At 42.2% G+C, this 27,000-nt stretch carries 22 protein-coding genes; 11 read left to right on the top strand and 11 right to left on the bottom strand.

Features of this window, described 5'->3' with window-relative positions; all coding sequences use genetic code 11:
* Positions 1 to 132: 132 nt before the first annotated feature.
* Positions 133 to 2,493: a Lon protease family protein gene (locus tag F9817_RS02030; protein ID WP_161153292.1), complete on the top strand. Its 2,361-nt coding sequence runs from the start codon at positions 133 to 135 to the stop codon at positions 2,491 to 2,493.
* Between the two features lie 102 nt (positions 2,494 to 2,595).
* Positions 2,596 to 3,858, top strand: a complete 1,263-nt coding sequence (locus F9817_RS02025; protein WP_161153291.1) for an MDR family MFS transporter — start codon at positions 2,596 to 2,598, stop codon at positions 3,856 to 3,858.
* Between the two features lie 79 nt (positions 3,859 to 3,937).
* Here the strand turns inward: F9817_RS02025 and cfa are convergent, their stop codons facing one another.
* From cfa to F9817_RS02010, 3 genes are all read right to left on the bottom strand, one after another.
* Positions 3,938 to 5,107 carry a cyclopropane fatty acyl phospholipid synthase gene (cfa, locus tag F9817_RS02020; protein ID WP_161153290.1) on the bottom strand — a complete coding sequence of 390 codons (1,170 nt, stop codon included), beginning with the start codon at positions 5,105 to 5,107 and terminating at the stop codon, positions 3,938 to 3,940.
* Positions 5,108 to 5,396: 289 nt separating this feature from the next.
* Positions 5,397 to 6,473: an alanine racemase gene (alr, locus tag F9817_RS02015; protein WP_161153289.1), complete on the bottom strand. Its 1,077-nt coding sequence runs from the start codon at positions 6,471 to 6,473 to the stop codon at positions 5,397 to 5,399.
* Between the two features lie 74 nt (positions 6,474 to 6,547).
* Positions 6,548 to 7,930, bottom strand: a complete 1,383-nt coding sequence (locus F9817_RS02010) for an alanine/glycine:cation symporter family protein (protein WP_161153288.1) — start codon at positions 7,928 to 7,930, stop codon at positions 6,548 to 6,550.
* A gap of 901 nt (positions 7,931 to 8,831) precedes the next feature.
* Between F9817_RS02010 and dgcN the strand changes: the two genes are divergently transcribed.
* The 3 genes from dgcN to F9817_RS01995 are packed head-to-tail and all read left to right on the top strand — an operon-like array spanning position 8,832 to position 11,678.
* Positions 8,832 to 9,836, top strand: coding sequence for an N-acetyltransferase DgcN (dgcN, locus tag F9817_RS02005; RefSeq protein WP_161153287.1), 1,005 nt, complete (start codon positions 8,832 to 8,834; stop codon positions 9,834 to 9,836).
* Positions 9,836 to 10,810: an N-acetyl-D-Glu racemase DgcA gene (gene dgcA / locus F9817_RS02000; RefSeq protein ID WP_161153286.1), complete on the top strand. Its 975-nt coding sequence runs from the start codon at positions 9,836 to 9,838 to the stop codon at positions 10,808 to 10,810. Before dgcN ends, dgcA begins: the two co-directional genes overlap by 1 nt.
* A gap of 10 nt (positions 10,811 to 10,820) precedes the next feature.
* On the top strand, positions 10,821 to 11,678 hold the full coding sequence (locus F9817_RS01995) for a D-amino-acid transaminase (RefSeq protein ID WP_161153285.1): 858 nt from the start codon (positions 10,821 to 10,823) through the stop codon (positions 11,676 to 11,678).
* 63 nt (positions 11,679 to 11,741) lie between these two features.
* Here the strand turns inward: F9817_RS01995 and F9817_RS01990 are convergent, their stop codons facing one another.
* A complete protein-coding gene (locus F9817_RS01990) occupies positions 11,742 to 12,842 on the bottom strand; it encodes a mechanosensitive ion channel family protein (RefSeq protein ID WP_161153284.1) in 1,101 nt (366 codons plus the stop codon).
* 299 nt (positions 12,843 to 13,141) lie between these two features.
* Here F9817_RS01990 and F9817_RS01985 point away from each other — a divergent pair, with 299 nt between their 5' ends.
* Complete coding sequence (locus F9817_RS01985; protein WP_161153283.1) at positions 13,142 to 13,804, top strand: potassium channel family protein; 663 nt, start codon at positions 13,142 to 13,144, stop codon at positions 13,802 to 13,804.
* Entirely contained in the window at positions 13,801 to 15,168 is a 1,368-nt protein-coding gene (locus F9817_RS01980; RefSeq protein ID WP_161153282.1) for a TrkH family potassium uptake protein, read from the top strand. Before F9817_RS01985 ends, F9817_RS01980 begins: the two co-directional genes overlap by 4 nt.
* A gap of 87 nt (positions 15,169 to 15,255) precedes the next feature.
* Here F9817_RS01980 and F9817_RS01975 read toward each other — a convergent pair whose 3' ends face one another.
* Entirely contained in the window at positions 15,256 to 15,756 is a 501-nt protein-coding gene (locus F9817_RS01975; RefSeq protein WP_161153281.1) for a DUF2850 domain-containing protein, read from the bottom strand.
* A 590-nt stretch (positions 15,757 to 16,346) separates the two neighbouring features.
* Positions 16,347 to 17,195 (bottom strand): pirin family protein, encoded by an 849-nt coding sequence (locus F9817_RS01970; protein WP_161153280.1) that lies wholly within the window; start codon positions 17,193 to 17,195, stop codon positions 16,347 to 16,349.
* 203 nt (positions 17,196 to 17,398) lie between these two features.
* Here F9817_RS01970 and F9817_RS01965 point away from each other — a divergent pair, with 203 nt between their 5' ends.
* Positions 17,399 to 17,698 (top strand): hypothetical protein, encoded by a 300-nt coding sequence (locus tag F9817_RS01965; protein WP_161153279.1) that lies wholly within the window; start codon positions 17,399 to 17,401, stop codon positions 17,696 to 17,698.
* Between the two features lie 2 nt (positions 17,699 to 17,700).
* Here F9817_RS01965 and F9817_RS01960 read toward each other — a convergent pair whose 3' ends face one another.
* On the bottom strand, positions 17,701 to 18,594 hold the full coding sequence (locus F9817_RS01960; RefSeq protein WP_161153278.1) for a LysR substrate-binding domain-containing protein: 894 nt from the start codon (positions 18,592 to 18,594) through the stop codon (positions 17,701 to 17,703).
* A gap of 93 nt (positions 18,595 to 18,687) precedes the next feature.
* Between F9817_RS01960 and F9817_RS01955 the strand changes: the two genes are divergently transcribed.
* Complete coding sequence (locus tag F9817_RS01955; RefSeq protein ID WP_161153277.1) at positions 18,688 to 19,605, top strand: DMT family transporter; 918 nt, start codon at positions 18,688 to 18,690, stop codon at positions 19,603 to 19,605.
* 154 nt (positions 19,606 to 19,759) lie between these two features.
* Here the strand turns inward: F9817_RS01955 and F9817_RS01950 are convergent, their stop codons facing one another.
* Positions 19,760 to 20,353 carry an alpha-ketoglutarate-dependent dioxygenase AlkB family protein gene (locus F9817_RS01950; RefSeq protein WP_161153276.1) on the bottom strand — a complete coding sequence of 198 codons (594 nt, stop codon included), beginning with the start codon at positions 20,351 to 20,353 and terminating at the stop codon, positions 19,760 to 19,762.
* 575 nt (positions 20,354 to 20,928) lie between these two features.
* Positions 20,929 to 22,449 (bottom strand): DUF3612 domain-containing protein, encoded by a 1,521-nt coding sequence (locus F9817_RS01945; protein ID WP_161153275.1) that lies wholly within the window; start codon positions 22,447 to 22,449, stop codon positions 20,929 to 20,931.
* A gap of 200 nt (positions 22,450 to 22,649) precedes the next feature.
* On the opposite strand from F9817_RS01945, the gene F9817_RS01940 reads away from it, so the two are divergent.
* On the top strand, positions 22,650 to 23,207 hold the full coding sequence (locus tag F9817_RS01940) for an aldolase/citrate lyase/malate synthase family protein (RefSeq protein WP_161153274.1): 558 nt from the start codon (positions 22,650 to 22,652) through the stop codon (positions 23,205 to 23,207).
* 91 nt (positions 23,208 to 23,298) lie between these two features.
* Here the strand turns inward: F9817_RS01940 and F9817_RS01935 are convergent, their stop codons facing one another.
* Positions 23,299 to 24,312, bottom strand: coding sequence for a GGDEF domain-containing protein (locus F9817_RS01935; RefSeq protein WP_161153273.1), 1,014 nt, complete (start codon positions 24,310 to 24,312; stop codon positions 23,299 to 23,301).
* Positions 24,313 to 24,515: 203 nt separating this feature from the next.
* Here F9817_RS01935 and F9817_RS01930 point away from each other — a divergent pair, with 203 nt between their 5' ends.
* Positions 24,516 to 26,066, top strand: a complete 1,551-nt coding sequence (locus tag F9817_RS01930; protein WP_161153272.1) for a cryptochrome/photolyase family protein — start codon at positions 24,516 to 24,518, stop codon at positions 26,064 to 26,066.
* Here the strand turns inward: F9817_RS01930 and F9817_RS01925 are convergent.
* A complete protein-coding gene (locus F9817_RS01925; protein WP_161153271.1) occupies positions 26,063 to 26,968 on the bottom strand; it encodes a DMT family transporter in 906 nt (301 codons plus the stop codon). The two genes, F9817_RS01930 and F9817_RS01925, sit on opposite strands and share 4 nt — an antisense overlap.
* Between the last annotated feature and the right edge of the window lie 32 nt (positions 26,969 to 27,000).

Genomic DNA, 27,000 nt, shown 5'->3' with positions numbered 1-27,000 from the left:
TGTTATAAGGAGTCGAATTGGTTAAACATTGTCCGTTTGAACAAGCGTAGGGGGTAAGTCACTAAATAATCGATGCTTTTGTCCTAAAATTAGACTACAACAATAATCATAACAACATAAGGAGGGGGTGCGATGGCTATTCGGGCTCTGCAAGCTGAGCAGCTCTATCAGGTCGCTGACCTAGAAATGCTGCCGTGTAAATCAACCAAAGAATTGCCGCCAATCGATGAAATCGTTGGCCAAGAACGTGCGCAAAAAGCGGTTGAATTTGCCATGTCTATCCGTGAAAAAGGCTACAACATTTATGCGATAGGGCGTAACGGTTTAGGTAAACGTACCATGATTTTACGTTACTTAAATCGTAATAAGCACAACAGTGAAGCGTTGTATGATTGGTGTTATGTCGCCAACTTTGATGACATTCGTATTCCGAAAGTATTGCGCTTGCCTTGTGGTGTTGGCACCAAGCTGCGTCAAGATATTGAGAAACTGATAACACGCCTAGTGAAAGCGATCCCTCTCGCTTTTGATAATGAAATTTACTATAGCCGTTCGGAAAAACTGAAAAATCAGTTAGCTGAAAAACAAGAAAGCGAATTAGCTGCTGTGACTCAACTGGCTAAAGAAAAAGGAGTGAGCCTGACGATTACACCGCAAGGAGACTATCAATTTGTCGCCATGAACGGTGAGGAAATGCACACTGAAGAAACCTTTAACGCCTTGAGTGAAAAAGAGCAGCTGTACTTCAGTGATACGATTGATGGTTTGGAAGTCGAATTGCGTAATGTGGTGCGTAAACTGACCGAATGGGAAGAAGACTTTAGTGAAAAGAACAAAAAACTGAATGATGAAGTCACTCAAGGTGTGATCGGGCATTTTATTAAAGAGCTCAAAAAAGAGTACAGCAAACATACGGAAATAAAGACGTACCTTAGCGACTTACAAAAAGACATCATCGAAAATGTCGATATCTTTTTGGAAGAAAGTAATGAACAATCTGAACTCTCATCCGCGTCGTTAGATAAGCGTATGCCGCGTCGTTACAAAGTTAACGTATTGGTAAGCCGTCATTCTGATGATTTCCCTATTGTTGTAGAAGAGAACCCAAACTACCACTCGCTATTTGGCTATATTGAAACAGCAACATATAAAGGAACGGTCTTTACCGATTTTTCATTGATACGAGCCGGCAGTTTGCACAAAGCCAACGGTGGTGTGTTATTGATGGATGCGGTGAAAGTGCTTGAGCAGCCTTATGTGTGGGATGGCCTTAAACGTGCGTTGCGTGCCCGACAGCTCAGTTTCACCTCATTGGAAAAAGAGGTGACGTTAACAGGCGCCGTGTCATTAGATCCCGAACCCATCCCTCTGAACGTTAAAATCATCTTGTTTGGTGACTATCGTACCTATGAACTGCTCACCCATTACGACCCAGAGTTCGGTGAACTGTTCCGTGTTACGGCGGACTTTGAAGATGAAATGAAACGTACCTCAGATTCAGAACTGCACTACGCTCGTTTAATTTCAAGCATGGTGCACGATAACAGTTTGTTGCATTGCGACCGTAAAGCGATTGGTCGCATCATTGAACACAGTTCTCGTATTACGGGGAGCCAGAATAAACTCTCATTGCATGCGGCGCACATTGCGAATTTGTTGCGAGAAGCGAACTATGTCGCCAAACAGGCAAACTCGAATATGATTCGGCAAAGCCATGTTGATGAAGCGTTGCATAATCAAGAGCTGCGGGTAAATCGCATTCAAGAAGAAGTGATGGAGACCTTCCTTAACGGTACTACATTGATACAAACCGAAGGGGAAGCGGTCGGCCAAGTCAATGCACTATCGGTATTAGCGACTAGCGATTATGCGTTTGGTGCGCCAAACCGCATTACGGCAACGACCTCTTATGGAGATGGGGACATTATCGATATTGAACGCAGTGTCGATCTCGGTGGTAGTTTGCACTCGAAAGGGGTGATGATTCTATCTGCTTACCTTAATTCCGTATTTGGCCGTACAGCCCGCGTTCCATTAACCACAACCATTACGTTTGAACAGTCTTACGGTGGTGTGGATGGTGATAGTGCAACCATGGCTGAGTTTTGTGCCATAGTGTCGGCGTTCTCCAAACATCCTAATCGTCAGGATATTGCCGTCACTGGCTCTATGAATCAGTTTGGTGAGTCACAGCCAATTGGTGGCGTGAATGAAAAAATTGAAGGTTTCTTCAACGTCTGTACTATTAAAGGTCGCCATGATAAACAAGGCGTGATCATTCCCCGTGCGAACCAGCATAACCTCATGTTGCGTGCTGACATTGTCAAAGCCGTAGAAAAAGGTGAATTTCACATTTGGGCTGTGGATCATGTTATTGAAGCGATCGAAATTTTCACGGGCAAAGAAGCTGGCGTGGCGACTCAAGATGGCAGTTATCCAGTGGATACTATCTTTGGTTTAGCCCAAGCAAAATTGAATGCTTTGAGAAAATAAGCTTACTTAATCACTCATTCCTAAGCATATTATCTATACCCAGCAGTGCCGCTGCTGGGTTTTTTACGCCCAAGTGGTTACTGGGCAGTTAGCGGAGAAGTCATGTCAGTCGGTTCAGAGTCACTATTTAAGTGGCATAGGGTACAACGATTTTCAAAACCAGTATGGGCAGTATTAGTAGGAACACTACTAACTCGAACAACCTTTTTTATGTCTTGGCCTTTTTTAATTGTCATTCTCTATCAAGACTTTCATGCCAGTGAAATTACAATTGGTATTATGCTCGCTGCAAGTACCATTACTGGTACGTTATGGGGATTGTATATCGGATACCTTTCGGACTGCTTTGGTCGAAAATGGGTAATGGTGGCTGGCTCAGTATGTGCCATGCTGTCTTATGGCGGCATTGGTATTGCCACAGAACTATGGCAGTTTGGGTTATTAATCGTGGGGGTTGGGATTGCGCGTCCCATGATTGAATCACCTGCTAAATCGGTGATTAGTGACCATCTCGAGAATAAAAAAGACTGTGAACTCGGGTTAAATCTCAGATATTTCTTGATAAACGCTGGCGGAGCGATTGGCCCATTAATTGGCATTACTGCTGCTCTATCGCATCCGCAGGGCTTGTTTTTACTGACCAGCATCACGTATCTGGGATATGGGGCTGTGTTATTTTTGACTCTGCCTTCTCAACGTCATTCAAGTGCGTTTATTGATGAACAGCTTCCTAATTTCAAAGCAACGTTATCCGTTATTTCACGTGATGGACTGTTTGTGAAGATGATGGTGGCGAACTTTTTTTTGATGTTTGTCTATGGGCAGGTCGACAGTTCACTGCAACAGGTCATCGTACGTTCTGGCCTTCCTGATGCAGCCAAGTTGGTGGCGGGCTTGGTGATGGTTAATACCATTACCGTTATTGTCTTTCAGTTTCCATTACTGAAATTAATGGAGCGTGTCCCACTTTTTGCTCGCACTCGATTAGGCATGGTTCTGGTGGCAGTATCTCAAATAGGATTTCTATTTTCGTCTGCTGAGTGGCCGATGGGGTGGTATTTGTCAGCCTTTATTTTGGCGCTGGGTGAAGTCATTACCTTCCCAACATTAAGTGTACAAATTGATAGATTAGCGCCAGCACATTTACGTGGTTCCTACTTTGGCGCAGCGGCTTTATATTCACTCGGATTTGCGGCCGCACCGCTTGTCGGAGGGTTTTTGATTCATCTGGGAAGTGCTCAAGCCTTGTATGGTTTGTGTTTCGTCTTTTGCTTAATGATGATTGGTTTGTATTGGATTGCGGAACATCAACCGGATCCACGTAACCGAAATGAAGTGGATGATGAATGGGCTTTGGACGAATAATCCATCTTGAGGTTACTTGGGTATACTACTAAAAAGAGGCCATTTACTGGCCTCTTTGCGTTTTAGATACAGGTAAACATTATGATTGACGAATGTAGTGGGGTTGGCTTAAACATTCGTGTGTCAGAACAAACTGCCAAACATTGATGTTTCTAGAGCGAAACGCACCCGCGCAGCTTAATAAATAGTAACGCCACATTCTCTTGAAGCGTTCACCATATTTTTCAGCAAGTTGGGGCCAGCCTTTCTCAAAGTTTTCGCACCAAGCCACCAGTGTTTTGTCGTAGCTTTCACCAATGTTATGTACATCTTCAACAACAAACTTATTTTCGACGGCTTGTGCTAATTGAGCGAAGGAAGGGCATACGCCGTTAGGGAAAATATACTTATCAATCCAAGGGTCAGTTTTATCAGAAGATTCTTTACCACCAATGGTATGTAAAACAAAAATACCATCGTCTTTCATCACGCGTTTGGCACAGGTAAAGTATTCGTCATAGTTACTTGGACCCACGTGTTCGATCATCCCGACAGAGACAATTCGATCGTATTTTTCTTTTGGATGGTATTCACGGTAATCTTGGAGAAGAAAGTTCACCGCTAAGCCTTTTTCGTCGGCAATTTGCTGGCCTAATTCGGCTTGCTCGTGCGATAAAGTTAAGCCATCACAAATGACGCCATACTTTTCTGCAGCATAGTTCATAAAACTGCCCCAACCGCAGCCGATATCAAGAACACGCATACCTGGTTTTAGGCCGGCTTTACGGCAAATGAGGTCAAGTTTAGCTTCTTGTGCTTCATCGAGGTTTTCTGCGTGGTTCCAATACCCACAGGTATAGGTCATTCGCTTATCGAGCATTAATTTAAACAGATCATTACCCAAATCGTAATGTGATGATACGTCATGTTTAGCTCGAGAAATACTTTGAGGATTTACCAGATCTTTCAATTTGCTCCCTGCGACGTTCAAACCGATTTTAAATTTCGCTTTGTTGTCGAGGTGGGCTTCTAGGTCGTGGCGTAACACGCGATTAATCATTTCATCGATTTGTTCGCATTCCCACATACCATCCATATAACTTTCGCCTAAGCCAAGTGAGCCTTGACTAAATACTAGGGAATAAAAGCGATCATCGAGAACTTTTACATCCCAAGGGCGAGAGCCATTGATTTTTATGTCAGCATCAACAAGTAGTGATTCGAACAAAGACTGCAAGTTATGCTGTTCAATGGGGTTAGATAGTATCATCTGTGATCTCTCCATTTTCGTACAGAATTTTCTGTGATTCAGCGAGCAGAAAGCATGTCACTTTAGACTCGTAAGCCGATTCACAACTTACTTAACGAAGATAGGTCGGATTCAGAGGCAAAGTTTGTACTTGTACGAACTATTCGTACAGACATTCTTTTTGAGAGTGGCGTTCATATGACGGAACTACTTGACATAAGAGCAGGGAAAAGGGCTGAAGCTTTTCCCTGAGAATTCTGAGGGTAATGCCCATCATAATCATTTGAATGTCGAATGATTATGATTGGTATTACTTAATAAAACGCTTATCTACACGTTTGGTTAACTTAATCATCAGCTCATATGGGATGGTACCAATATGTGCTGCGACTTCCTCAACCGGTAGATTATTACCCCAAAATTCTACGTCATCTCCCACTTTGTCCTGAGAGTTAGGACCTAAGTCAACGGTTATCATATCCATGGATACACGTCCTGATATAGGAACTTTGCGTCCATTTATATACACAGGTGTTCCCTGTGGTGCGGTGCGGGGGAACCCGTCACCATAGCCCATCGCGATAACACCCATGATGGTATCACGAGGTGAAGTCCAAGTTTGGCTATAACCAACGGGTTGATTCGCTTGATGATGGCGAACCGCTATCAACTTAGACTTCAGGCTCATTACAGGTTTTAAGCCGTATTTTGCGCCTGTTTCTCCTTCACATGGAGAGACGCCATAAATGGCGATACCGCCGCGGCAAACCTGAAAATATGCGTCTTGCCAGAGGAGTATTCCAGCTGAGTTTGCTAATGTTTTCGGACCAGCATACTGCTTTGTGGCTTTTTTGAACAGTTCTATTTGCTGTTTTGTTGCAGGTGAGTTGAGATCATCAGCACAGCTAAAGTGACTCATAAAGCCAACATGACCAGCAATTTTACCGGTTCGTTCGATTTTGCTTACGTAGTCTGAAACTTCGTGAGGTTGTACGCCAATACGGTGCATGCCCGTATCTACTTTTAGCCAGACAGAAATAGGCTTGGAAAGTTCGGCACTCTCAAGATCGCGGAGTGTTTCCTGACAATGGATGGCAGTATGTAACTCCAATTCTGCCGCAGTTTCAAGATCTTCTTTGCAGAAACATCCTTCTAAAAGCAAAATTGGCTGTGGAATACCAGCATTGCGCAGCTCTACGGCTTCTTCGATACGAGATACGGCGAACATATCTGCTTGAGGAAGTGCTTTGGCAACTTCTATGGCGTTATGTCCATAGGCATCACCTTTTACAACAGCAACCAATTTCTGGTTGTCTAACCGACCTTTTAGGTTGGCATAATTGTGTTGTAGAGCGCCTAAATCAATGATGGCTTGTGCTGTAATCATAATCTTTCCTGATTCTTCTCGATGACTTCCCTACCAACCTGATAGGGAAGGATCCTTGGGTATATGCTAATTTTCTAGTTATTCGTTGACAGTGGCTCTTCAGCTTTCTCGTCTCTATCAGCAGTAAAGTAACCTCTGGTTAGCTTAATCACGACGGGGCTTAAAACAGCCAAAGCAATTAAGTTCGGAATGGCCATCATGGCGTTCAGAGTGTCTCCAAGTAACCAAACGAAATCGAGAGACATGGTGGCGCCAACAGGCAGAGCCAAAACGAAGATAATACGGAATGGCAAAATCGCTTTGTGACCAAATAAATAAGTGGCGCAACGTTCGCCATAAACAGACCAACCGACAATAGTGGTAAAGGCAAAAATAGCGAGAGCAATTGCGACGAGATATCCGCCAATGCCAGGTAAAATTTGATTGAATGCTGCAGAGGTTAATGCTGCTCCTGATTCACCAGAAGTCCATTGACCTGAAATAATGATAACCAAGCCAGTGATTGAACAAATCAAAATTGTGTCAATAAAGGTGCCAAGCATTGCAATAAGGCCTTGACGGACTGGGTCGTCAGTGTGTGCGCTAGCATGTGCTATTGGTGCAGAGCCTAAGCCTGCCTCATTTGAAAATACGCCCCGTGCAACCCCATAGCGAATAGCCATCCAAACGGTTGCGCCGGCAAAACCGCCTTGAGCTGAACTAGGAGTAAACGCTTCACTGATCACGGTGCCAATAGCGGGTAAGATCATATCAACATGTGATAACAAGATAACAATACCACCGGTGACATAAGCGACAGCCATAAATGGTACTAAAGCACCTGCGAAAGCTCCAATGCGTTTAATGCCACCTAATAATACGGCGCCAGCTAAAATCATAACAACGATGCCAACAATCAGTGGTGAGGCGTCAAAATTGGTATTTAGAACTTGAGCGATGGAGTTTATTTGTACGCCATTACCAATGCCAAAGCACGCGACGGTGCCAAAAATGGCAAATAGCGTTCCGAGCCACTTCCATTTTTCGCCCATGCCGTTTTTGATGTAATACATCGGCCCGCCAACGTATGAACCATTTTTATCTTTTTCTCGAAAATGCACAGCTAGAACGGCTTCAGAAAATTTGGTCGCCATGCCGAGAAGGGCTGTCATCCACATCCAAAATAGAGCACCAGGACCGCCAATAAAGACAGCTGTTGCAACCCCTGCGATGTTGCCTGTCCCTACGGTTGCTGACATTGCGGTCATTAATGCTTGGAACGGGGGAATTTCACCTTTACCGTTAGCGGATTTTGTACGACCACCCCACATTAATTTGAACGCTCGCCCAATATTAAATATCGGCATGAATTTTAAGCCGAAATTGAGATAAATACCTACACCCAGAATCATGACGAGCATAGGCACGCCCCAAACTATTCCATCAATCGTTCCTACGAACGCTGTTATCGTTTCCATCCCTGTCCCTCTTTAGGAGTTATTGTATTCATCGTTTAGAAGTAAGCCGTTGCAGAATGTTGCCAACACATAGTGAACGGCTCACTTGAACATGTTGGAACTGTTGGACTGTATTCTGCATGGTTAACGATGAGATTTGCATTTCTGCTCCTTAGAAACTGCAATTTATAGACCAAAAGGATGTGGTCTGTATCTGTATATATAGTTGAGCTATCTAATACTGCTCTTTATGCAACTGTGGTGCGAGATATTCTATTAGAGAGACATAATAACGGTGAAATGATTTTTATAAAATTCCATATAAACTTATTATTGCAGTGTTTTAAACTGTTATTTTGTTTGGTTATAAATTACTTAATAATGATTCATGTTACTTTTCGTGTTAATGATGCTCTTAGTCAGTTTGGTAATTAAACTTGCATAAATGCACCATATTGGTGATTAATTTTGCATAAAATGTCATTTTTGGTGCGAAATTAGAATATCACTATAATCGTTAAATATGTTGGGTTATTTAATAAATGTGATTAATGTCTAAGTTTTAATNATAATAAAGGTGTTGGAGAAATGGCGTATTTAACTATTTAAGTGCTTTCGTTACAAAATTATATAAATTGGCTAAAAAATGGATATCAACCATTAATTCTAAATTTTTAACACTGTTCTTTTTTAATAATCTATAAAATATCTAATATTCAGAATAAAACACCTTTCTATTGTTTAGGATTTAAGTGAATATTTATGCAGTTAATAATGCAAATAAAGATTATATATGCATTAAATTGCTTTTTTGGCTATTAATTAATGCTATTTGCACATTTTAATTGTCATGTATTTTGCACTGTATGTAATCGAGATTAACAACATTAATCACCAGTAATTTCTTTGCGGAGATAAAAAGATGGAACTTAAACAACCTTATTTGCTTTTTCTTGGCGACGCTGCAGATCAACTAGCTGCAAAAGTAGCTCAGGGTATTAAAACTTGGCGTCCCGAGGCATGCCTTGGTCAATTTCGTTTAGAAAACTGTCACGCCGATATTGGCTTGGACGATGTGACTATCGCCGAAGCGGCAAAAGCTGGCGCAAAAACATTGGTTATTGGCGTTGCCAACCGCGGTGGTATTATCTCTAAAGAGTGGGTCAGTGTTTTGGTTGAAGCAATTGAATCAGGTATGGACATTGCTGCTGGCCTGCATAATCGACTAAACGATATCCCTGAGCTTGTCGCGGCAGCGGAAAAACATGGCTGTAAGCTATTTGATGTTCGCTTCCCAACTCAAACCTACCCTGTAGCAAGTGGTAAAAAACGTGCAGGTAAACGCGTACTCACAGTAGGTACAGACTGCTCAGTAGGCAAAATGTACACCTCGCTTGCTATTGAAAAAGAACTTAAAGAACGTAGTGTTGATGCTGATTTTAGAGCAACAGGTCAAACGGGTATTCTAATTTCTGGCGCTGGTGTTAGTGCTGATGCTGTCGTTGCCGATTTTATCTCTGGGGCAATTGAAACAATTTCACCTGAAAACAGTGATGGCCACTGGGATGTGATTGAAGGCCAAGGCTCTCTATTCCATGCATCATTTGCCGGTGTAACGACTGGTCTTATTCACGGTTCTCAACCTGATGCACTTGTTCTATGTCACGAACCTACTCGTAAACACATGCGTGGCCTTCCAGGTTATGCATTACCTGGTTTGAAAGAATGCATGGAACGTAATCTAGCAACGGCAAGCTTAACCAATCCAAAAGTTCAATTCGTTGGTGTTTCTGTTAACACGTCTGCTTTAGATGAGAAAGAAGCGCTTGCTTACATGGATAAAGTAGAATCTGAACTTGGCCTACCAGTGGTAGACCCATTCCGCCAAGGTGTTGCTCGCATCGTTGATCGTTTATTGGAGCTGTAATGAAGGTCTCTGTTGATACTGAAACCTGGCCAATACGTGGTAGTTTTACGATCTCTCGCGGTTCTAAAACTCAAGCGGAAACCATCATTGTAACCTTGGAACAAGATGGTGTTATCGGACGGGGAGAATGTGTTCCATATGCTCGTTATGATGAGTCGCGCGAAAGCGTCATGGCTGAAATTCAAGGGGTTGTGCCTGCTCTGGAAGCAGGGATGACCCGCGAAGAATTGCAACAGGCATTGCATTCAGGTGCTGCACGAAATGCTGTTGATTGTGCGATGTGGGATCTGGAATGTAAGTTAGCGGGCCAGACTATTTGGCAACGTGTTGATGTCACTCCTGAAGCTTTGATTACGGCCTTTACTTTATCGCTTGATACGCCTGAAAAAATGGAGCAAGCCGCAGTAGATAACGCTTTTCGTCCACTGTTGAAACTGAAATTAGGTGGCCCAGAAGATCTGGATAGAGTCAAAGCGGTACGTCGTGGTGCACCTAATGCCAAGATTGTATTAGATGCTAATGAAGCATGGACACCTGATGTGTATCAAGCCTTGATACCTGAATTGATTAAATTGGATGTGGCAATGATTGAACAGCCTTTCCATGCGGATCAAGATGCCGTGCTTGATGAGTTAGAGCGACCTATTCCTATTTGTGCTGATGAATCATGTCATGACCGAGCTAGCTTGGCGAAAGTGATTGGTCGCTACGATATGATCAATATTAAAACCGACAAAACGGGTGGGTTGACTGAAGCTCTTGCCTTGAAACAGGCGGCACTCGATGCGGGTCTTGAAGTGATGGTGGGATGCATGCTGTCTTCCTCATTAAGCATGGCGCCAGCGTTTGTCGTGGCACAAGGCGCAGAGGTTGTTGACCTTGATGGACCCTTATTATTGAGTGAAGACATCGATAACGGGTTTGAATTTGAACAGAACACAATGAAGCCTTTTACAACCGTGTTGTGGGGCTAAGGGGAAAACGATGGAACGTACAGTTTATTTAAACGGCGAATATGTTGCCGAATCTAAAGCCCACATCTCGATTTTTGACCGTGGCTTTTTGTTTGCTGATGCAGTCTATGAAGTGACTGCGGTACTAAACGGCAAATTGATTGACAATGCTGGCCACTTAGCTCGTTTGGAACGCTCTTGCAAAGAATTAGGTCTTAAGCTTCCTGTTACTGGCGAAGAACTAACCGGTATTCAAAAAGCGTTAATAGAGAAAAACAACCTTGTTGAAGGGGGGATTTATCTTCAGTTAACTCGTGGAGATGAAGGCGATCGTGATTTCTCTTACAGCGAAGACATTAAGCCAACGTTAGTCTTGTTTACTCAGTCTCGTTCGTTGATCGACAGTCCGAAGAAAGACACAGGTATCCGCGTTATCTCTATTGATGATATTCGCTGGCGTCGTCGCGATATTAAAACAACTCAGTTGCTACCTGCGTGTTTAGCTAAACATATGGCACATGCAGCCAATGCTGATGATGTTTGGTTGATTGAAAATGGCTTAGTGACCGAAGGTGGTTCAAGTAACGCGTATATTGTGACCGATGACAATACGATTGTTACAAGGCCACTTAGCAATGATATTTTGCATGGTATAACACGTGCATCTTTGATGAAATTGGCGGATGATTTTGATTTCAAAATTGAAGAACGCCACTTCACCATTGAAGAAGCCTATGCAGCAAAAGAAGCGTTTATTAGCTCAGCGACGACGTTTGTATGGCCGGTTGTCGCTATTGATGACAAGCCAATCGGAAATGGTAAACCTGGTGAAGTCGCACTTAAATTGCGCGAAGTTTACATAAATACAGCCCTAGAAATGGCTGAGTAACGACGTTATTCCTTAACGCTGCCAAGCAAAAAATAGCCCTTCATCTGTGAAGGGCTATTTTTATTATTGCTGTTGTTCTGGTGGTTGATTAGCTATATCTGCTTGCGAGTTAGGCTCAACAAATAGCGTACGAGTCGGAAAAGCAATATCAGCATCGTTTTCTTTGATGATATTGATCACTTGTAATAGTACGTCTTGTTTGATTTCGTGATAGCGAATCCAGTTCACTGTTTTGGTAAATGTGTAGATAAAGAAATCCAACGACGATGGACCAAACGAGCTGAAGTTAACAATCATCGTTTGATGTGCATCGATCTCGGGGTGATTTTCTAGCATCAACTTAATTTGATCGATGATATTAGGAATTTTATCGCTGTCTTGATAACGCAAACCAATAGTTTCATAAATACGACGATTGAGCATACGCGATGGATTTTCAACCACGATATTACTGAATACTGAGTTAGGTATATAAAGAGGACGTTTGTCGAATGTACGGATGATGGTCATGCGCCCGCCAATTCTTTCGACGGTCCCTTCTATTTCGCGATCTGGTGATCGAATCCACTCGCCAACTTTAAATGGGCGATCAAAGTAAATCATCATGCCGCCAAAAAAGTTCGATAGTAAGTCTTTAGCCGCAAGACCGACAATTAAACCGCCGACACCACCAAAAGTTAATAACCCAGATAAACTCAGCCCAAAAGCCTGCATAAACGAGAGCAGTCCGATCACCACGAAACATAAGCGGGCGACTTTCGCAATCGCCTGCACTGTGGTTTCATCCCGTTTTTTATCCCTAAGAAACTGCTGTTCGACTTCATTAATCAGTCGGATGAAAATCCAGACGAAGATCGTAATTAGCATTAAGTGCTTTAAAGTTGTTAGCCAATTGAATTCTGCTTTTATTTGGTCTTCCAAAATTAGACCAAGTGAAATTGTCGCCGGCCAACACCAAATGAGCGTACTGATAGGGGTTTTTAATGCGTGTAGAAGTAAATCATCCCAGTGGAATGCTGTTCGTTCTGATAGGTTGAGTAAACGACTATATACAAAGCGCCAAACGCCCCAAGTAATTAAGCTCGCCAACGTGATGAAAAGGACGCTATTGTCCAAGTTTTTTAAATAGTCTGACTTTTGTAATATTTGTAATAATTCGTTCATACTGCTTAATTAGGCTCCACAAAATAACGCATTCAAACCTATCAGAAAATGGGGGAGTTCTCTACATACGGGGAGTAAGAATTTATACTCATGTATCCTCAAGGTGCTCTTTCTGTGTGAATGAATTTGTTCTTAGGCAAGGCACTAATCTTTATTGAGTAGACAATCCATCTGGCTGCCGAGTAGCGAATTGCACTCGCCTTTTGGGGATATTGAAATTTGAATGTCATACAGTATTGCCATGTGCTGGCAATTTAGGCATAAATACTGCGGTTAAAATAACAAATATAAGGCGAATTATGAATTTTGAGGATAAGCAATTTGCAGTTGTTGGTCTGGGAAGATTTGGTTTAGCAGTCTGTCAAGAGTTAGTCGATTCAGGTGCTCAAGTGCTAGCTGTTGATGTAGATGAAGAGTTGGTAAAAATGGCTGCCAATATTGCTACGCAAGCGATTGTAGCGAATTGTACTCATGAAGAAACGGTGAAAGAGCTTAAGCTTAACGAATATGACATGGTGATGGTATCGATTGGCGAAAACGTCAATGCTTCTATGTTAGCTACTCTGGTAATTAAAGATTCAGGGGCCAAATCTGTGTGGGTTAAAGCTAACGACAAAGCGCACATTAGAATTTTGCAGAAGATTGGAGCCGACCATATCATTATGCCTGAACGTGATATGGGTGCCAGAGTCGCGAGAAAGATGCTCGATAAAAGAGTACTGGAGTTTCAAGAATTGGGTAGTGGTTTAGCCATGACAGAAATCGTTATTGGCTCCCGTTGGATGGGATCACAAATTGGTCAACTGCCATTTAGTCAAGACAAAGAAATTATGATTTTGGGCTTTAAGCGCGGTGCTCAAATTACCCCGACACCGGCATCTGATATTCAATTGGAAATTGGTGATTTATTGATCGTTGTAGGGCCACAAAAAGAGCTGACTAAAAGGTTAAAAGCGCTATGATGCCGAAGTCATACGGCGGCCATTTCTATTCTTTTAAAAATAATAAGAAATCGAAAAAGGCTAACGAACCACGCATTATATTTTTGAGTTTTCTGGCGGTTCTTATCCCAGCTGCATTACTTCTCATGTTGCCGGTATTTTCTATTCAAGGACTAGGATTTCTAGATGCTCTGTTTACCGCAACTTCTGCCATCAGTGTTACTGGTCTAGGTGTGGTGGATACCGGAACTCACTTTACGCGGGCTGGTCAAGTACTGTTATTGTTGCTGATGCAAATTGGCGGCTTGGGGCAGATGACATTATCAGCCGTATTACTTTATCTTTTTGGCGTTCGTCTGAGTTTGAAACAGCAGTCCTTAGCGAAAGAGGCATTAGGACAAGAAGGGGGGGTAAATTTACGTTCTCTAGTTAAGAAGATTATTATCTTCTCGCATATCAGTGAGTTGATTGGCATGGCTTTTCTCGCCTATCGTTGGGTGCCTGAAATGGGCTGGAAAGAGGGGCTTTTTTATTCCCTATTTCATGCCGTTTCAGCCTTTAATAATGCGGGTTTTTCTCTTTTTTCTAATAGTCTAACCAGTTATGTCGATGACCCTGTCGTTATTTTTACTCTTGCCGCTTTATTTATTCTAGGCGGATTAGGTTTCACCGTGATTGGTGACATTTGGTCAAATGGATTTCGGGGATGGAATCGCTTACGTTTACATAGCAAAATTATGTTAACGGCGACTCCTGCGCTATTGTTTTTCGGTACGGTGATGTTTTGGTTGTTAGAGCATCATAACCCAAATACGATGGCCAACCTTCCTATTGGAGCTCAATGGTTAGCCGCATTTTTCCAATCAGCAAGTGCTCGCACCGCGGGCTTTAACAGTGTGGATATCGCGTCGTTCACCGAACCGGCCTTGCTGGTTATGCTCTTGCTGATGTTAATTGGGGCAGGGGCGACCTCCACTGGGGGAGGTATTAAAGTATCAACCTTCATTGTTGCCTTTATGGCTACTTGGGCTTTTCTGCGTCAGAAGCACGATGTAGTGATGTTTCGTCGTAGTGTGAGTTGGCCAACGGTCACTAAAGCGTTAGCGATTATTGTGGTGAGTGGCGCTTTGCTGACTATCGCAATGTTTTTGTTAATGGTGACAGAAAAAGCTACGTTTGTGCAGGTGGTGTTTGAAACGATCTCCGCTTTTGCAACCGTAGGGCTAACGGCAGGGTTGACCGAACATCTCTCTGAGCCAGGCAAATGCATCTTAATTATCGTTATGATTATTGGCCGCTTGGGGCCTTTGACTCTTGCTTATATGTTGGCTCGTCCAGAACCAACACTTCTTCGATATCCTGAAGATAATGTTCTCACGGGTTAAGTACGAAATAAAAAAGCTCGAAGATGAATTCGAGCTTTTGGTTTTATGACCTGTTTATTTTCTCATAATGCCACGTTTAGCTTGCCATTATTTCCCTTCTTTAAAATGTTCAGAGAGGATTAAGCGTCGCTCTTGAGAGCCACTTTGCTGCTTGTGTTTCAGTTCTGCTTCATAACCATGTTTAACGAACGCTTGAGTTGGCGATCCGGGTTTGATTCGTTTTAATTGTGGCGCATCTTCAGAGCCATCCAATTCGTATTTTGTTGTACCATCCCCGGTACGGACTGTGACAGTGCTTCCGCTGAACTGAAATGAAGTGCTGATCAGGTGGTTGTTTTTATACACCCCTTTTTCAGACAAAGTTAATATTTCTTTATTATAGTTTGGGCCACCAATCTCTACCCATTTGCCGTATACGTGTTCTGGATTTATGTAAGCTTTGTATGCGTCATAACCCAAAATACTGCAACTAACGACGATTACGATGGAGAATGCCATAAATATTAATTTAAATGCTTTCTCATTTAGTAACAGATTGCTCATTTTAAATGGTCTCTGTGTTTGACTCCGGTTGGTTGATACTGACATCGTAATTCCTCGCCTAGCCATTATATTTTAGTCAACGAAAACCTAAATGGTCATTATTATATTTTGTTTGAGGCAAGATTGAAGAAAGGTTATTTTTTAATCAATTTGTTTTTTAAGAAAATTTGACCGTTCGCTCAATTTTAACTAACTAATGTTCTAATAGGTTCATATGATAATGCGTCATAAATACTTATTTAGAGTTAGTGACCACAACTGGTTTGAGCAGATCGTAACTGATTATAAAAAATAAAGAAATAGCTCGTAAGTAGTAGGTATTTGTACTATTCCGTTTTAGTTTTTATTAACTTTTCGCGGCATAGTTTCACATTTTTTTGTGTTTTTGGATAGCAATTTACTATTAAAAAATAGTAATAAGAAAGGAGATATTAGAGTATTTATTCAATAAGTATAGATCGAATTGTTGATTATTAAATAGAAATAAACTTTCGACCAAAGTTATTAAAAATAAAAAAACCACACAGAGTAGAGCCTACTGTGTGGTCGAAAAACAAACAAATTGGCATGGATATTTGTTGATGTTTTCTAAACTTTACATTCGAACGCAAGTGCTAATCTGCGTGCGAAATCAATCAATATGTTTCAAATACGCCTGAGTTATAGTCGTTGACTGCTTGATGTATTTCTTCAACAGTGTTCATCACAAATGGTCCGTAATGGACAACCGGTTCATTGATTGGTTGCCCTACAAAAATCAAAGCGCCACCACCATTTGGGGCTGATAACTCAATGTTTTCGCCTTGCGACAAAATCGCCATTTGTCCCTGTTTAACCGTACGTTCACCGATGGTTAAGTCATTTTTATAGGCGTATATCATTACGTTGTGTGAATCGTTGGTGGTAAGAGTCATCTGTGAGCCTGCTGTAGCTCGCCAATCCGCAACGGTTGCTGGTGTTCCAGTCGCAGTGAGTGGGCCAGTTAACGTTTCGCCATCGACAACGATTTGTCCTGCCATCACACGCATTAATCCAACAGACTCTGTTTGATATTCTGTGATGGTTTCTGGTTGATAATCGTGATAACGAGCGGGAGACATTTTGTCTTTCGCTGGTTGATTGATCCAAATTTGGAAGCCGTGTAATTGACCATCTTGCATGATTGGCATTTCGCTATGGATCACTCCGCGACCAGCTGCCATCCACTGCGCTCCACCCGTGCGTAGTTCACCTACATTACCCATATGATCGCGATGCTGAAAATGACCTTCCAACATATAAGTTAGGGTTTCGATTCCACGGTGTGGATGTGGAGGGAAGCCACCGACGTAATCTTTACGATCGTCAGATTTCAATTCATCGACCATCAAAAATGGAGACAGATTTGCATTATTGAAACCAGCGATTCGGCGAATCTTAACTCCGTCACCATCAGATGTATCTTGTGCGGGAATAATTTGACGAATTTCTCTGTATTGGCTCATAACTGCCTCCTATTTGATTACCCTGATATTTTAGAGTGCTCTGAAACAAATGAAGAGCCACTGTTTTTGAGAAACATGTTCGAAAATTTTGAATATGTTTTGGTGAGGTATATTATGATTTCTATCAAAAGTAAGACTTAGGTGGAACTGTCGATGCTTATTGGGATCTAAAATAATGGAGAGTGTTGTTCGGGAGGTGATTTATGCCCAATATTAAAAACCGTGCCCCAAAACCGCATGTGTATAATCCGGACGAGGATCTAACCAATGAACAGCTCCATCGGTTTATGGAAACCGCAAAAAAGGCGGAGAAAAGACATGAACTTGAGCATATGGTTCATGAACAAGAAGAAAGACTATCTTCTCTAGAGCAAGCCGAACATCATCCTATGGCGCCGATTTCTCCACAAGAGGTGGAAAGGAGAACTCGCTCTTATCTCTGGCGGTTCGTGGGCTGGTTTGTGGTTTTTTGTGTGCTCTGCGTTGTTTTCGTTACTATGTAATATTAATGATTGAATTCGTGCCGCAACCAGCTTCTTAAAGTAAGAACACTTTCTAGTTTTAACTTTTCCGGCAAGCAGGTGAAATAAAATCCTTGTGTTGGATGTTTGACCGCACTCCCTAAGGATATAAGTCCTCCTTGTTCTAAATCTTCTTGAACAAATATTTTGTGGGTTACAAACATACCTAATTGACGGTAGGTCGCTTGTATTGCCTGTGCAGACGTAACAAAACTGAGGTTATTTTTCTGTTTTGGTGGGGGGACGTCATTGGCTTTACACCAGTTGGGCCAGTCATTAATCCTTCTTTTACCGGTGACAACAATGGTTGGATATTTAGCTAATAACTGACTTACCTCAAGTTCTGTATCCTCACTAATTAAATCAGGGTTGCATACTAGGACTAATTGGTCATCACTGAGTTTTTCACAATAATAATCCTGCCAATCATCTAATACTCCATGAATAATGGCGGCATCCACGCCTTCTGCTTCCAAAGAAAATTGCCCAGGTAAGTTTGACATACGAATATCGATTGTTGGGGCAAACTGTTGAAATTTTGGAACTCGTGGAATCCACCAGTGCAATGCTAATGAATTAATCATGTTGACTGTCAGTCGATTGGTATTCGGTTGAATCAACATCGCTTCGGTCGCATCCACAATTTGCTCTAAAGCGGGCGCTATTTTTTTGTAATAGCGGTAGCCAGCATTGTTCAGTTCAACGTTGCGCCCGACTCGACTAAATAAGGTTTGATTAAGTTGCGACTCTATCGACTTAATAGCCTGACTGACCGCTGAGTGGCTAACATTCAATACCTCTGCTGCCTTAGACATACTGCCTGTTTCGGCTACTGCAACGAAGGTATAGAGTGATTTTAACGGAAGTAATTTTCTCATAGTTAAGTTTTTCTTACAGGTTTGTTCACTATTACTCGTTATTTATTTACCGTTGGGATTCTTATAATAGCTCCAGTTTTACGAGGAGTTATTATGCAAAGTACGCCATTGGCTGTGAGCTTTATGCTTGTTTCAACATTAAGTTTATCTTTATCTGGCTTAATTACGAAATATTTGTCAGTCGATATTTCTGCACAATGGCTAACATTTTTACGATTTTTTCTTCCCGGTTTAATGTTGTTTGCCGTTATGGCGGTAACTCAATGTCGTTTACCCGTGGCAAGTATGCGAAAATCGCTGGTATTACGGGCATTTTGCATGGCGGGTTGCCAGCTATGTTTTATTTTTTCGCTACAAACACTCTCTTTAGTTGAGAGTGTGGTTCTGTTTAGTACTGGTCCACTATTTATTCCTCTGCTAGAGAAGCTCTTTTTTAGAGTGAAGTTACAGGGGCTGACTCTGATTGGACTCGCTATGACGTTTATCGGAGTGCTGTTGCTAGCCGGCGACGTATCAGGGATTCGTTGGAGACCTGAACTACTCATTGGAGTATTAGCCGGACTTTTTAATGCGGGTTCCCAATTATGTTTGTACCGTGCGACTAAAAGTGACATGCGTACAATAGAAATAAATGCATGGAGTTTTGGGATGGCTTCACTAGTGCTGTTACCACTGTTAATCACTTCACCAATTTCGTTCTCCCCAGCAGGTGACAAAACGGGTTATGGTGCATTAATAGTCGGCGCTGTGTTAGCCATCGCTTTTTTAGTCATCAACACCCAAGTATTTCGCGCCAAAGCCTACCGGATTGCTAATTCTGGATCCCAGTTGGCACCGTTAATTTTTACCAACTTGATGTACTCCGCGATATGGCAAATGTTGTTTTTTGATGTGTCGTACAGCAGTAAGCAAAAAATTGGTTTGGCACTGATTGTTGTGGCAACAGTCATCACTGGGTTACTGCCTAAGGTGCTTGCGACTTGGCATCACGCAAAATTAAAATCCGCATAAGGCGATTGATGATAGCAAGGGCTTGATAGGGTATATCAAACCCTCTGTCTGTTTATACCCAAATGACCTCAAGATGCAGGGGGCAGATCTTCATCAACGGGCCTATATCAAGCTCAATCATGGCAGGAATAGTCATTCCCTTTCAACGTATAGATTAATACACAGTGCGGAACGTCAAGTTAATTCGTCCGTGCTTTGCTCGCTTAGTTTTCGGTATGCCATGTTGCCAAAAATGTTGAGTTGTTCCCGCCATGATGAGTAAGGATCCAGAGGTAAGTTCCAGTTCATATTTAGATTTACAATGTAAATGTTTGAGCACGAAACGGCGGGTTTCTCCAAGTGAGATAGAGGCGATAATCGGGTTTAATCCGAGTTCTGCTTCATTATCCTGATGCCATCCCATTGAATCGTTGCCATCTCGATAGTAATTGGCTAATACCGAGTTAAACGAGGTTTGAGCAATGTGTTCACAACGTTGCTTAAGATCGAGCAGAGGGGAAATCCAAGGTTCAGGTGACATCGTCAAACCTGAATAAGCATAGGTTTTATCACCATACCAAGCTTGTAGCCTTGGTTGTAAGACGGTGCGACCAAACATACTTATCGGCTCTTGCCGCCAAGGAACAGCGGCTGATAGCTCATTATAAAAGCGTTGCGACTCATCAGCCGTCAAAAATTCAGGTAACCATAATAGCTGCCCATCCTGAATAGGTATCCATTCCGGTTCATTAAACAAAGACATGGTCATTAGCGGCACCGACCTTTTGTATATTGAATGAAAACTCTACCTGATTACTTGATAGGACTTCAAGTAAATACGTAATCAGTCGCACGGTAAACTTATCCAAATACTTTGCTGTTTAAATGGAAAGCAAATTCGATTCACTCTATACATAAAAAAGAGATCTTTTACGCAATGTGCCATTGCATTTTGCGAGGAGATTTGCAAAATGCAATGGCGATATGAAATGGATGGATTACTCTGATATTGTAAATAGACCATTATTTGCCCCTTTAGGGGTAAAAATCAGGTTTTTTAATCGCTTTAAAAAGTTGGCACGCTAACTGCATATGTATAAGTGACCCTTATTAAGCCGAGGGTCACCTAGCCAACTGACGTTGTTAGTGAACCAAATTGTTCACACATATCTACAGCCAACCGCAAGTATTGCGATTGGCTTTTTTTTTGCCTGTGGTAATGGCCAACGTCATCACTTTAGTTGTGTAGTGTCGTCATCAACAACCGCGTTATAACTGGGGCACCTAGTGTCAGCAAAATCAGCCTGTTCGGTTTCCCTGTTGGCAGTCATGTTGCGTGGTCTTCTACTGAGAATCACATTTGCCATAGCAGCTTGGATTTCTTGGACAAACTGCCCCGCGTGAACAGATCAATCGAGCATCACTTTCTATTCCTCGCTCAATCCAATTAATGTTAAGGATTTTTGCAATGGTGCGGAGATCTTTTTTAATCAGTGCCGGAATGGGGGTTGTCCCGCCTTTTGTTACACAAGACGCTTGCAGCTCTGCTGCAACAGTCAATGCATCGCCACCTTGAGCGTTGATCGCTGGATTTAAATCGATGCCCGCACAGAGAACGCGATTATTGCCTGCTGCGTCGGTAATATTAATCGATTCACAACAATAGATACGCGGTTCGTTGGCGACGTTTAAGATTGAAATTTGAGCTGAACTTTGAGCTTGCGGTGCACTAAGGCGAGGAAATACTGCCCAATGTTGACATGGATCGTTAACGGTTCTCATGTTTCCCCAGGGAAGTGGTATCCCATTGCCGCGGTAAACGGCTTTTAATTTACCTTTTCCATAGGCATCAAAATAATGCCAATGTGGATATGGCGAGACAACCGTCATCCGACGCATGGCAACAGATGGGGAAACCCCTGCTTTTTCGTGCGCACTAATTTCATAACCGTTGCGATCAAGCAATTGGCGAAAAGGAACTTTGGGACAAAGTAATGCTCCAGCGAAAAAACTTGATTCAAAATCACGCCATGCTTGCAAAATATCCTGAGAATTAAGCTCTGTCGAACTTGGAGCGTGAGGCGTTTCTTCCCAACTGTTGGTATGTCCAATCGTTAACACACTTTTCAGGCCATCTTTGCTGTGTAATACGATATTGCCAATATAGACCGCCAGATCGTACTTAAGGCGGGTAGGATATGCCCTTAGCATTTCGTTAAGGTATACGTGGCCTGGTGGTTCAAAGAAAGATGTCACAAGCTGTTTGGCACTGATGCCTAATTCATCGACCACTTGTTGTGGAGGACGTTTCATCCAGTGAATGGTCAACCCGACATGCTGCGCTAGATCGAGCAGATCATCGACATCGAGATTAAGTCGTTTTGTACCAACATCCTCGGCTGCGCGTTCTAAATCAGGAAAATGGTTCTGTAAACTTTCTTGATGGGCTCGAATCAGCAAGTGGGCAAACTGTCTTCCTGTAATACCTGTTTGTGAAAGCATTTCTGGAATAGCAATTTGCAGAATGTCATTGGAAAACAAAAAGCTGGGTTCTAACGCCATGCCATTGATACCACCACGATTTCCTTTATTTGGTGTGATATCAGCATATGCGGGTTCATCGTCAAGAAACCAAGAGATCGGCTTTTGAAAAACTTCTGCGATGACTTCGAGCATTTCTGCGCTCGGTACTCGTTTACCTCTCTCGATCATCGAGAGGTAAGAAACCGAAGGGGCGTATTCTGGATTGATTCTCACGCAGCGAGCTGAGAGATCTTCCATTGTTAAGTGATTACGTTTCCGCAAGTTACGCACTTTTGTCCCTAAAAAGTGCGATTGTCTAATCAAACTTTTTGACACGGCCATTTTGTAAAATTCACATTGTAAAATTTTTGTTGTGAAATTGTAGTGATAAATCTATTACTCTTCCATGTAGGCGCAAAAAAAAGAGCCAAGCATTATCACAAATGCCACTGTAATTGAGGATGAAAAACGACCTCACCGTGGTGTAACAGAACAGCAAAAGCCGCCACAGGCGGAACATGAAACATAACGAGGAAACAAGGATGAATATGCTGACTTTGGATAATCAAGAGAGCGAACAATATCAACATGACTTTATCGTTGAGCAAGTTGTAGCAGTAGAAACAACGAAGCAGAGTCAGCAAGAAGAAATACAAGTGAAAGCAAAACAGTTACTTGATAGGTTATTCCCATTAGAGATGGGATCACATCAAGACGTAACGAGCTATCAAATTGATTATCACCATTTGTTAGCGTATTTCGCCGATGGAAGCCATAGCGGTTTACGCAACAATCGCCAATTCGTTGCATTTATTGGGCAACCAGAGAGTCCAGACTCCATTTTATTTCGCGATGGTACGGGAAGTCATATTGAATTGTTTATCGCGCGTAGCCAAGGTGACGGTACAGTGACGCTTTCTGCTATCAAAGATATACAAATTGAAACGCATACCATGTTTACGCAAAAGTCGGGAATGCGTCACTGGATTAGTCTTGTTCAAGGTGATGAGCAGGGCAGACCTCATGCGAGTAGCGAAGATAAAGAGTATCGTAGTAAGTGTGGTGGAGACTACCTATTGACATACCAACTTAAGTTGTAGCCTATTGCTCTTTGTAAAAACGATGAATTTGATGGTGCTTGCTGCCCCTGTGTGCGGCAAGCGTCTTTATTATTGCCTGCTCGTGCTGCACTCAAAGAGGCATGACACGGTTTCGACCTAATTTCTTCGCATCGTAAAGCATTTTGTCCGCACGTTCTAACAGTGATACTGCCGTGTCAGATTCTACCCGTTCAGCGACACCAAAGGAGACGGTTACATTACTGACTTGCTGGCCTGAGCGACGATCTTTGATGGATAATTTTTCGATTGAGCGGCGTAGGCTTTCTGCAAACTGACGGCCAATTCTCAATGATTTTTGTGGCACTAAAAGAACAAACTCTTCCCCGCCAAACCGGTAGGCAGTGATGCCTTCTCGGCAGCCATTTTGCATACGCTTTGAAATAGATCTGATGACAGCATCGCCAAATAAATGCCCATAGGTGTCGTTGAGCGACTTAAAGTGATCAATATCAGCCACAATGAGGCTAAATGGCTGTTCTACACTAAATAAGGCGTGTATATCTCGGTCAAAGGCGCGCCGATTGTAAAGAGACGTGAGACTATCAAATAAGGCATCTTTTTGTACTTCTGCCAGCTGATTTTTTAAGCGGGTTATCTCATTTGTTGCGGTATTTAATTGATTGTGTAAAAACGTCGTTGAATGACGAATTTCCCGAGAGTCGGCAATCAGCTTACGGATAATCGACATGACTTCATCAAGCGATAAGCTATCTCTTTCTACGCGTTCCAAATCGGAAAAGCTTTTATCAATCAGTGATGAAAATAGGCTGGTATCGGTCAATGTGTCCGTCATGGAGCTACTTATCTCACCAACCAAAACTTCTAAGTTGGTCTTTAAATCATTAATGCTTGTTTCAGCCTTTGATGCGATAAATTGCTGATAAAGTTGATCGTTAGTTGATGGTGGACAAAGGCCGTTTTGTTGCACGATATCATCTATCTGCTGGTTCATTTCGGGAAATGTATTATCGACATACGTATACCAAAGCGCGTAATTAGCGGGAGTCGTCGCTACTTGGTTTTTCATCATCAGCGGAACCGCTTTTTTGAGGTTATCTGTCGATTTTTTAAATTCGTCAGTCATAAGTCACTTAGAGCAGGGTTGTGCGGCATCAATGGGGCACAACAATCAAATTGAGTTACCCTTTACTGGGTAAGCATAAGTAGCAAGCACCGAGCGCTGGCTATCTGATAATTATAACAGTCTTGGTTACAGTATCCTCCTCCCTAAGTGATCTTTAACCGAAGGAGTAACGTATTTGAGACAGTTAAAATAGGAGATTGTATATGCAATACAGGGCTATAAGATTGGTTTTAGGGGATCAATTGAATATAAATCATGCATGGTTTCAACGTGTTGAGCCTGATGTCTTGTATGTGATAGCCGAGCTCCATCAAGAAACTCGTTATGTTAAGCACCATATTCAAAAAGTGTGTGCATTTTTCATGGCAATGGAATCATTTGCGCATCAGTTAAGTGAAGAGGGTCATCAGGTATTGCATCTAACGTTAGATGATACTGCACAATTCCAAGATTTACCTGATCTGCTAGAAGACCTATGGCGACGCTATCAATGTGAAGAGTTTCATTATCAACGGCCTGATGAACATCGTTTGCTAACACAATTACGGGCTCTTGATCTCTTAGAAGTACAAATCATCGAATACGATACCGGCCATTTTTTCCTACCATTTGACGAAATTTCTGACTATTTTACCGCGGGTAAACATGTGCTGATGGAAAATTTCTATCGCAAAATGCGCAAAAGGTTCAACGTACTAATGACAGATTCAAGTCAGCCTATGGGCGGACAATGGAATTATGATAGTGATAATTGTCATTCCTTAAAGAAGTCAGACCTTGATGCTGTGCCCTCACCACTCTGTTTTGATAATAATGTTAGCGAGGTAATTGAACGATTAAATCGACATAATGTGGTGACATTTGGTCATGTTGGAACACACTTACTGTGGAGTATTAATCGAGCTCAAGCACTTAATCTGTTGGCTTTTTTTTGCGAGTATTGCCTCGTGAATTTTGGCTGGTTTCAAGATGCGATGACCGATCAAATAACCGCTAAATGGTCGCTCTATCATAGTCGAATCTCCTTCGCACTGAATACTAAACTACTCTCACCTCGTGAAGTAGTGACTACTGTTATTGACTATTACGAGCAGAATAAAAAGACCATCACCTTGGCACAAGTTGAAGGGTTTGTTAGACAGATTTTGGGTTGGCGCGAATATGTAAGGGGCGTTTACTGGGCCAATATGCCCAATTATCAGCAATATAACCAACTTAATGCCAAGCGTTCGTTGCCTCATTATTTTTGGAGTGGGGATACAAAAATGAATTGTGTGGCACAAGCGGTATCTCAATCACTGACACAGGCTTATGCTCACCATATTCAACGTTTGATGGTAACAGGAAACTTTGCGTTATTAGCGGGTATCTCGCCTGATGAAGTCGATGCTTGGTATTTGGGAATATATATTGATGCCATTGAATGGGTTGAGATGCCCAATACAAGGGGAATGGCTCTATTTGCTGATGGTGGTATTGTTGCGACAAAACCCTATATCGCCAGCGGAGCTTATATCAATAAAATGAGTGACTATTGCCGAACATGCCATTACCAAGTGAAAGAAAAGTTGGGTGCAAAGGCTTGCCCATTTAACTCCTTGTATTGGGCTTTTCTCTCTTTGCATCGAGGACATTTGGCGAATAATCACCGTTTAAAAATGATGTACAGCGTGTGGAACAAAATGGCTGCTGAGCAGCAGCAAGCGATATTAGATACTGCTCAAAACCATCTGATTCATATTGAATCTCTTTAATGACTCGTTGCCGCATGATGGGGTAGATTGCTATGTTTTTGTTTTCGTAGCTCTAACCATTGCGGCAACAAAGACAAGATAATCATCGCACCCATCAGTAAATACTGATAAGGGGCGTACACTTCATGCATTAATCCATATCCACACAAGATGCCTGCAATGGGATTAGCGATGCCGCCAAATGTAAAATCGACCACTGACATGCGCTGCAGTAACCAGACATATAATCCGTAAGCAAATGCTGTGTTTAGGATACAAATCCAAAGTAATCCCAACATATTCATCGAACTCATATTGTGAATGGCCGAGAGATAAGATTGTGGTTGGTGTAAGGCTTGCCAAAAGATTATAGGAATCAAGACCGTTCCACCTAATATCAATTGCCAGCTAAGAACACTCCACCAGTCAAGGGATGTGCCAAGCTTTTTAGTTAATAGCGATCCGCTAATCATGCATGCAATCGCTGTCACCATAGCAATCAGCCCCGTATGACTTAACGCAAGTGAACTTGGGGAAAATAGCTGCCACGCACAAGCAATCAGTAATAAACCACATAGTAATTTAGATGCAGTGGGGGGGTGTTTATACATGACCCATTGAATCAACATTGCGATCACCGGAACTGACATCATACCAACCCCAGAAATTGTTGCAGGTAAAGTGTGTGCCATGACAAAAATTAAGCAAAAGAAGGCTCCTATATTGATGGTTCCAAGCAGCAATAAACGAGGGATATAGTCTTTGCTCGGTAAGCTTGGTTTTACGATCCATAGCAAAATACCAGCAGGTAATGCTCGAAGCAGACCAAGCAGCAATGGTGGCCAATCAGGCAATGTATATTGAGTTACGGCATAAGTGGTTCCCCAAAAGAAAGCGGGAATCATAGCAAGTAGTATATTCATATAAAGTATCTTTACATTAAAATAGTTTGTGT

Source organism: Vibrio eleionomae (assembly GCF_009874545.1).
GTDB classification, from domain to species: domain Bacteria; phylum Pseudomonadota; class Gammaproteobacteria; order Enterobacterales; family Vibrionaceae; genus Vibrio; species Vibrio nitrifigilis.
This window is presented reverse-complemented; position numbering and strand designations above follow the sequence as displayed.

Bases quoted from the DNA above. Each gene is read 5' to 3' on its own strand.
- F9817_RS02030 (WP_161153292.1), top strand. From the start codon at position 133: ATGGCTATTCGGGCTCTGCAAGCTGAGCAGCTCTATCAGGTCGCTGAC.
- F9817_RS02025 (WP_161153291.1), top strand. From the start codon at position 2,596: ATGTCAGTCGGTTCAGAGTCACTATTTAAGTGGCATAGGGTACAACGA.
- cfa (WP_161153290.1), bottom strand. From the start codon at position 5,107: ATGATACTATCTAACCCCATTGAACAGCATAACTTGCAGTCTTTGTTC.
- alr (WP_161153289.1), bottom strand. From the start codon at position 6,473: ATGATTACAGCACAAGCCATCATTGATTTAGGCGCTCTACAACACAAT.
- F9817_RS02010 (WP_161153288.1), bottom strand. From the start codon at position 7,930: ATGGAAACGATAACAGCGTTCGTAGGAACGATTGATGGAATAGTTTGG.
- dgcN (WP_161153287.1), top strand. From the start codon at position 8,832: ATGGAACTTAAACAACCTTATTTGCTTTTTCTTGGCGACGCTGCAGAT.
- dgcA (WP_161153286.1), top strand. From the start codon at position 9,836: ATGAAGGTCTCTGTTGATACTGAAACCTGGCCAATACGTGGTAGTTTT.
- F9817_RS01995 (WP_161153285.1), top strand. From the start codon at position 10,821: ATGGAACGTACAGTTTATTTAAACGGCGAATATGTTGCCGAATCTAAA.
- F9817_RS01990 (WP_161153284.1), bottom strand. From the start codon at position 12,842: ATGAACGAATTATTACAAATATTACAAAAGTCAGACTATTTAAAAAAC.
- F9817_RS01985 (WP_161153283.1), top strand. From the start codon at position 13,142: ATGAATTTTGAGGATAAGCAATTTGCAGTTGTTGGTCTGGGAAGATTT.
- F9817_RS01980 (WP_161153282.1), top strand. From the start codon at position 13,801: ATGATGCCGAAGTCATACGGCGGCCATTTCTATTCTTTTAAAAATAAT.
- F9817_RS01975 (WP_161153281.1), bottom strand. From the start codon at position 15,756: ATGTCAGTATCAACCAACCGGAGTCAAACACAGAGACCATTTAAAATG.
- F9817_RS01970 (WP_161153280.1), bottom strand. From the start codon at position 17,195: ATGAGCCAATACAGAGAAATTCGTCAAATTATTCCCGCACAAGATACA.
- F9817_RS01965 (WP_161153279.1), top strand. From the start codon at position 17,399: ATGCCCAATATTAAAAACCGTGCCCCAAAACCGCATGTGTATAATCCG.
- F9817_RS01960 (WP_161153278.1), bottom strand. From the start codon at position 18,594: ATGAGAAAATTACTTCCGTTAAAATCACTCTATACCTTCGTTGCAGTA.
- F9817_RS01955 (WP_161153277.1), top strand. From the start codon at position 18,688: ATGCAAAGTACGCCATTGGCTGTGAGCTTTATGCTTGTTTCAACATTA.
- F9817_RS01950 (WP_161153276.1), bottom strand. From the start codon at position 20,353: ATGACCATGTCTTTGTTTAATGAACCGGAATGGATACCTATTCAGGAT.
- F9817_RS01945 (WP_161153275.1), bottom strand. From the start codon at position 22,449: ATGGCCGTGTCAAAAAGTTTGATTAGACAATCGCACTTTTTAGGGACA.
- F9817_RS01940 (WP_161153274.1), top strand. From the start codon at position 22,650: ATGAATATGCTGACTTTGGATAATCAAGAGAGCGAACAATATCAACAT.
- F9817_RS01935 (WP_161153273.1), bottom strand. From the start codon at position 24,312: ATGACTGACGAATTTAAAAAATCGACAGATAACCTCAAAAAAGCGGTT.
- F9817_RS01930 (WP_161153272.1), top strand. From the start codon at position 24,516: ATGCAATACAGGGCTATAAGATTGGTTTTAGGGGATCAATTGAATATA.
- F9817_RS01925 (WP_161153271.1), bottom strand. From the start codon at position 26,968: ATGAATATACTACTTGCTATGATTCCCGCTTTCTTTTGGGGAACCACT.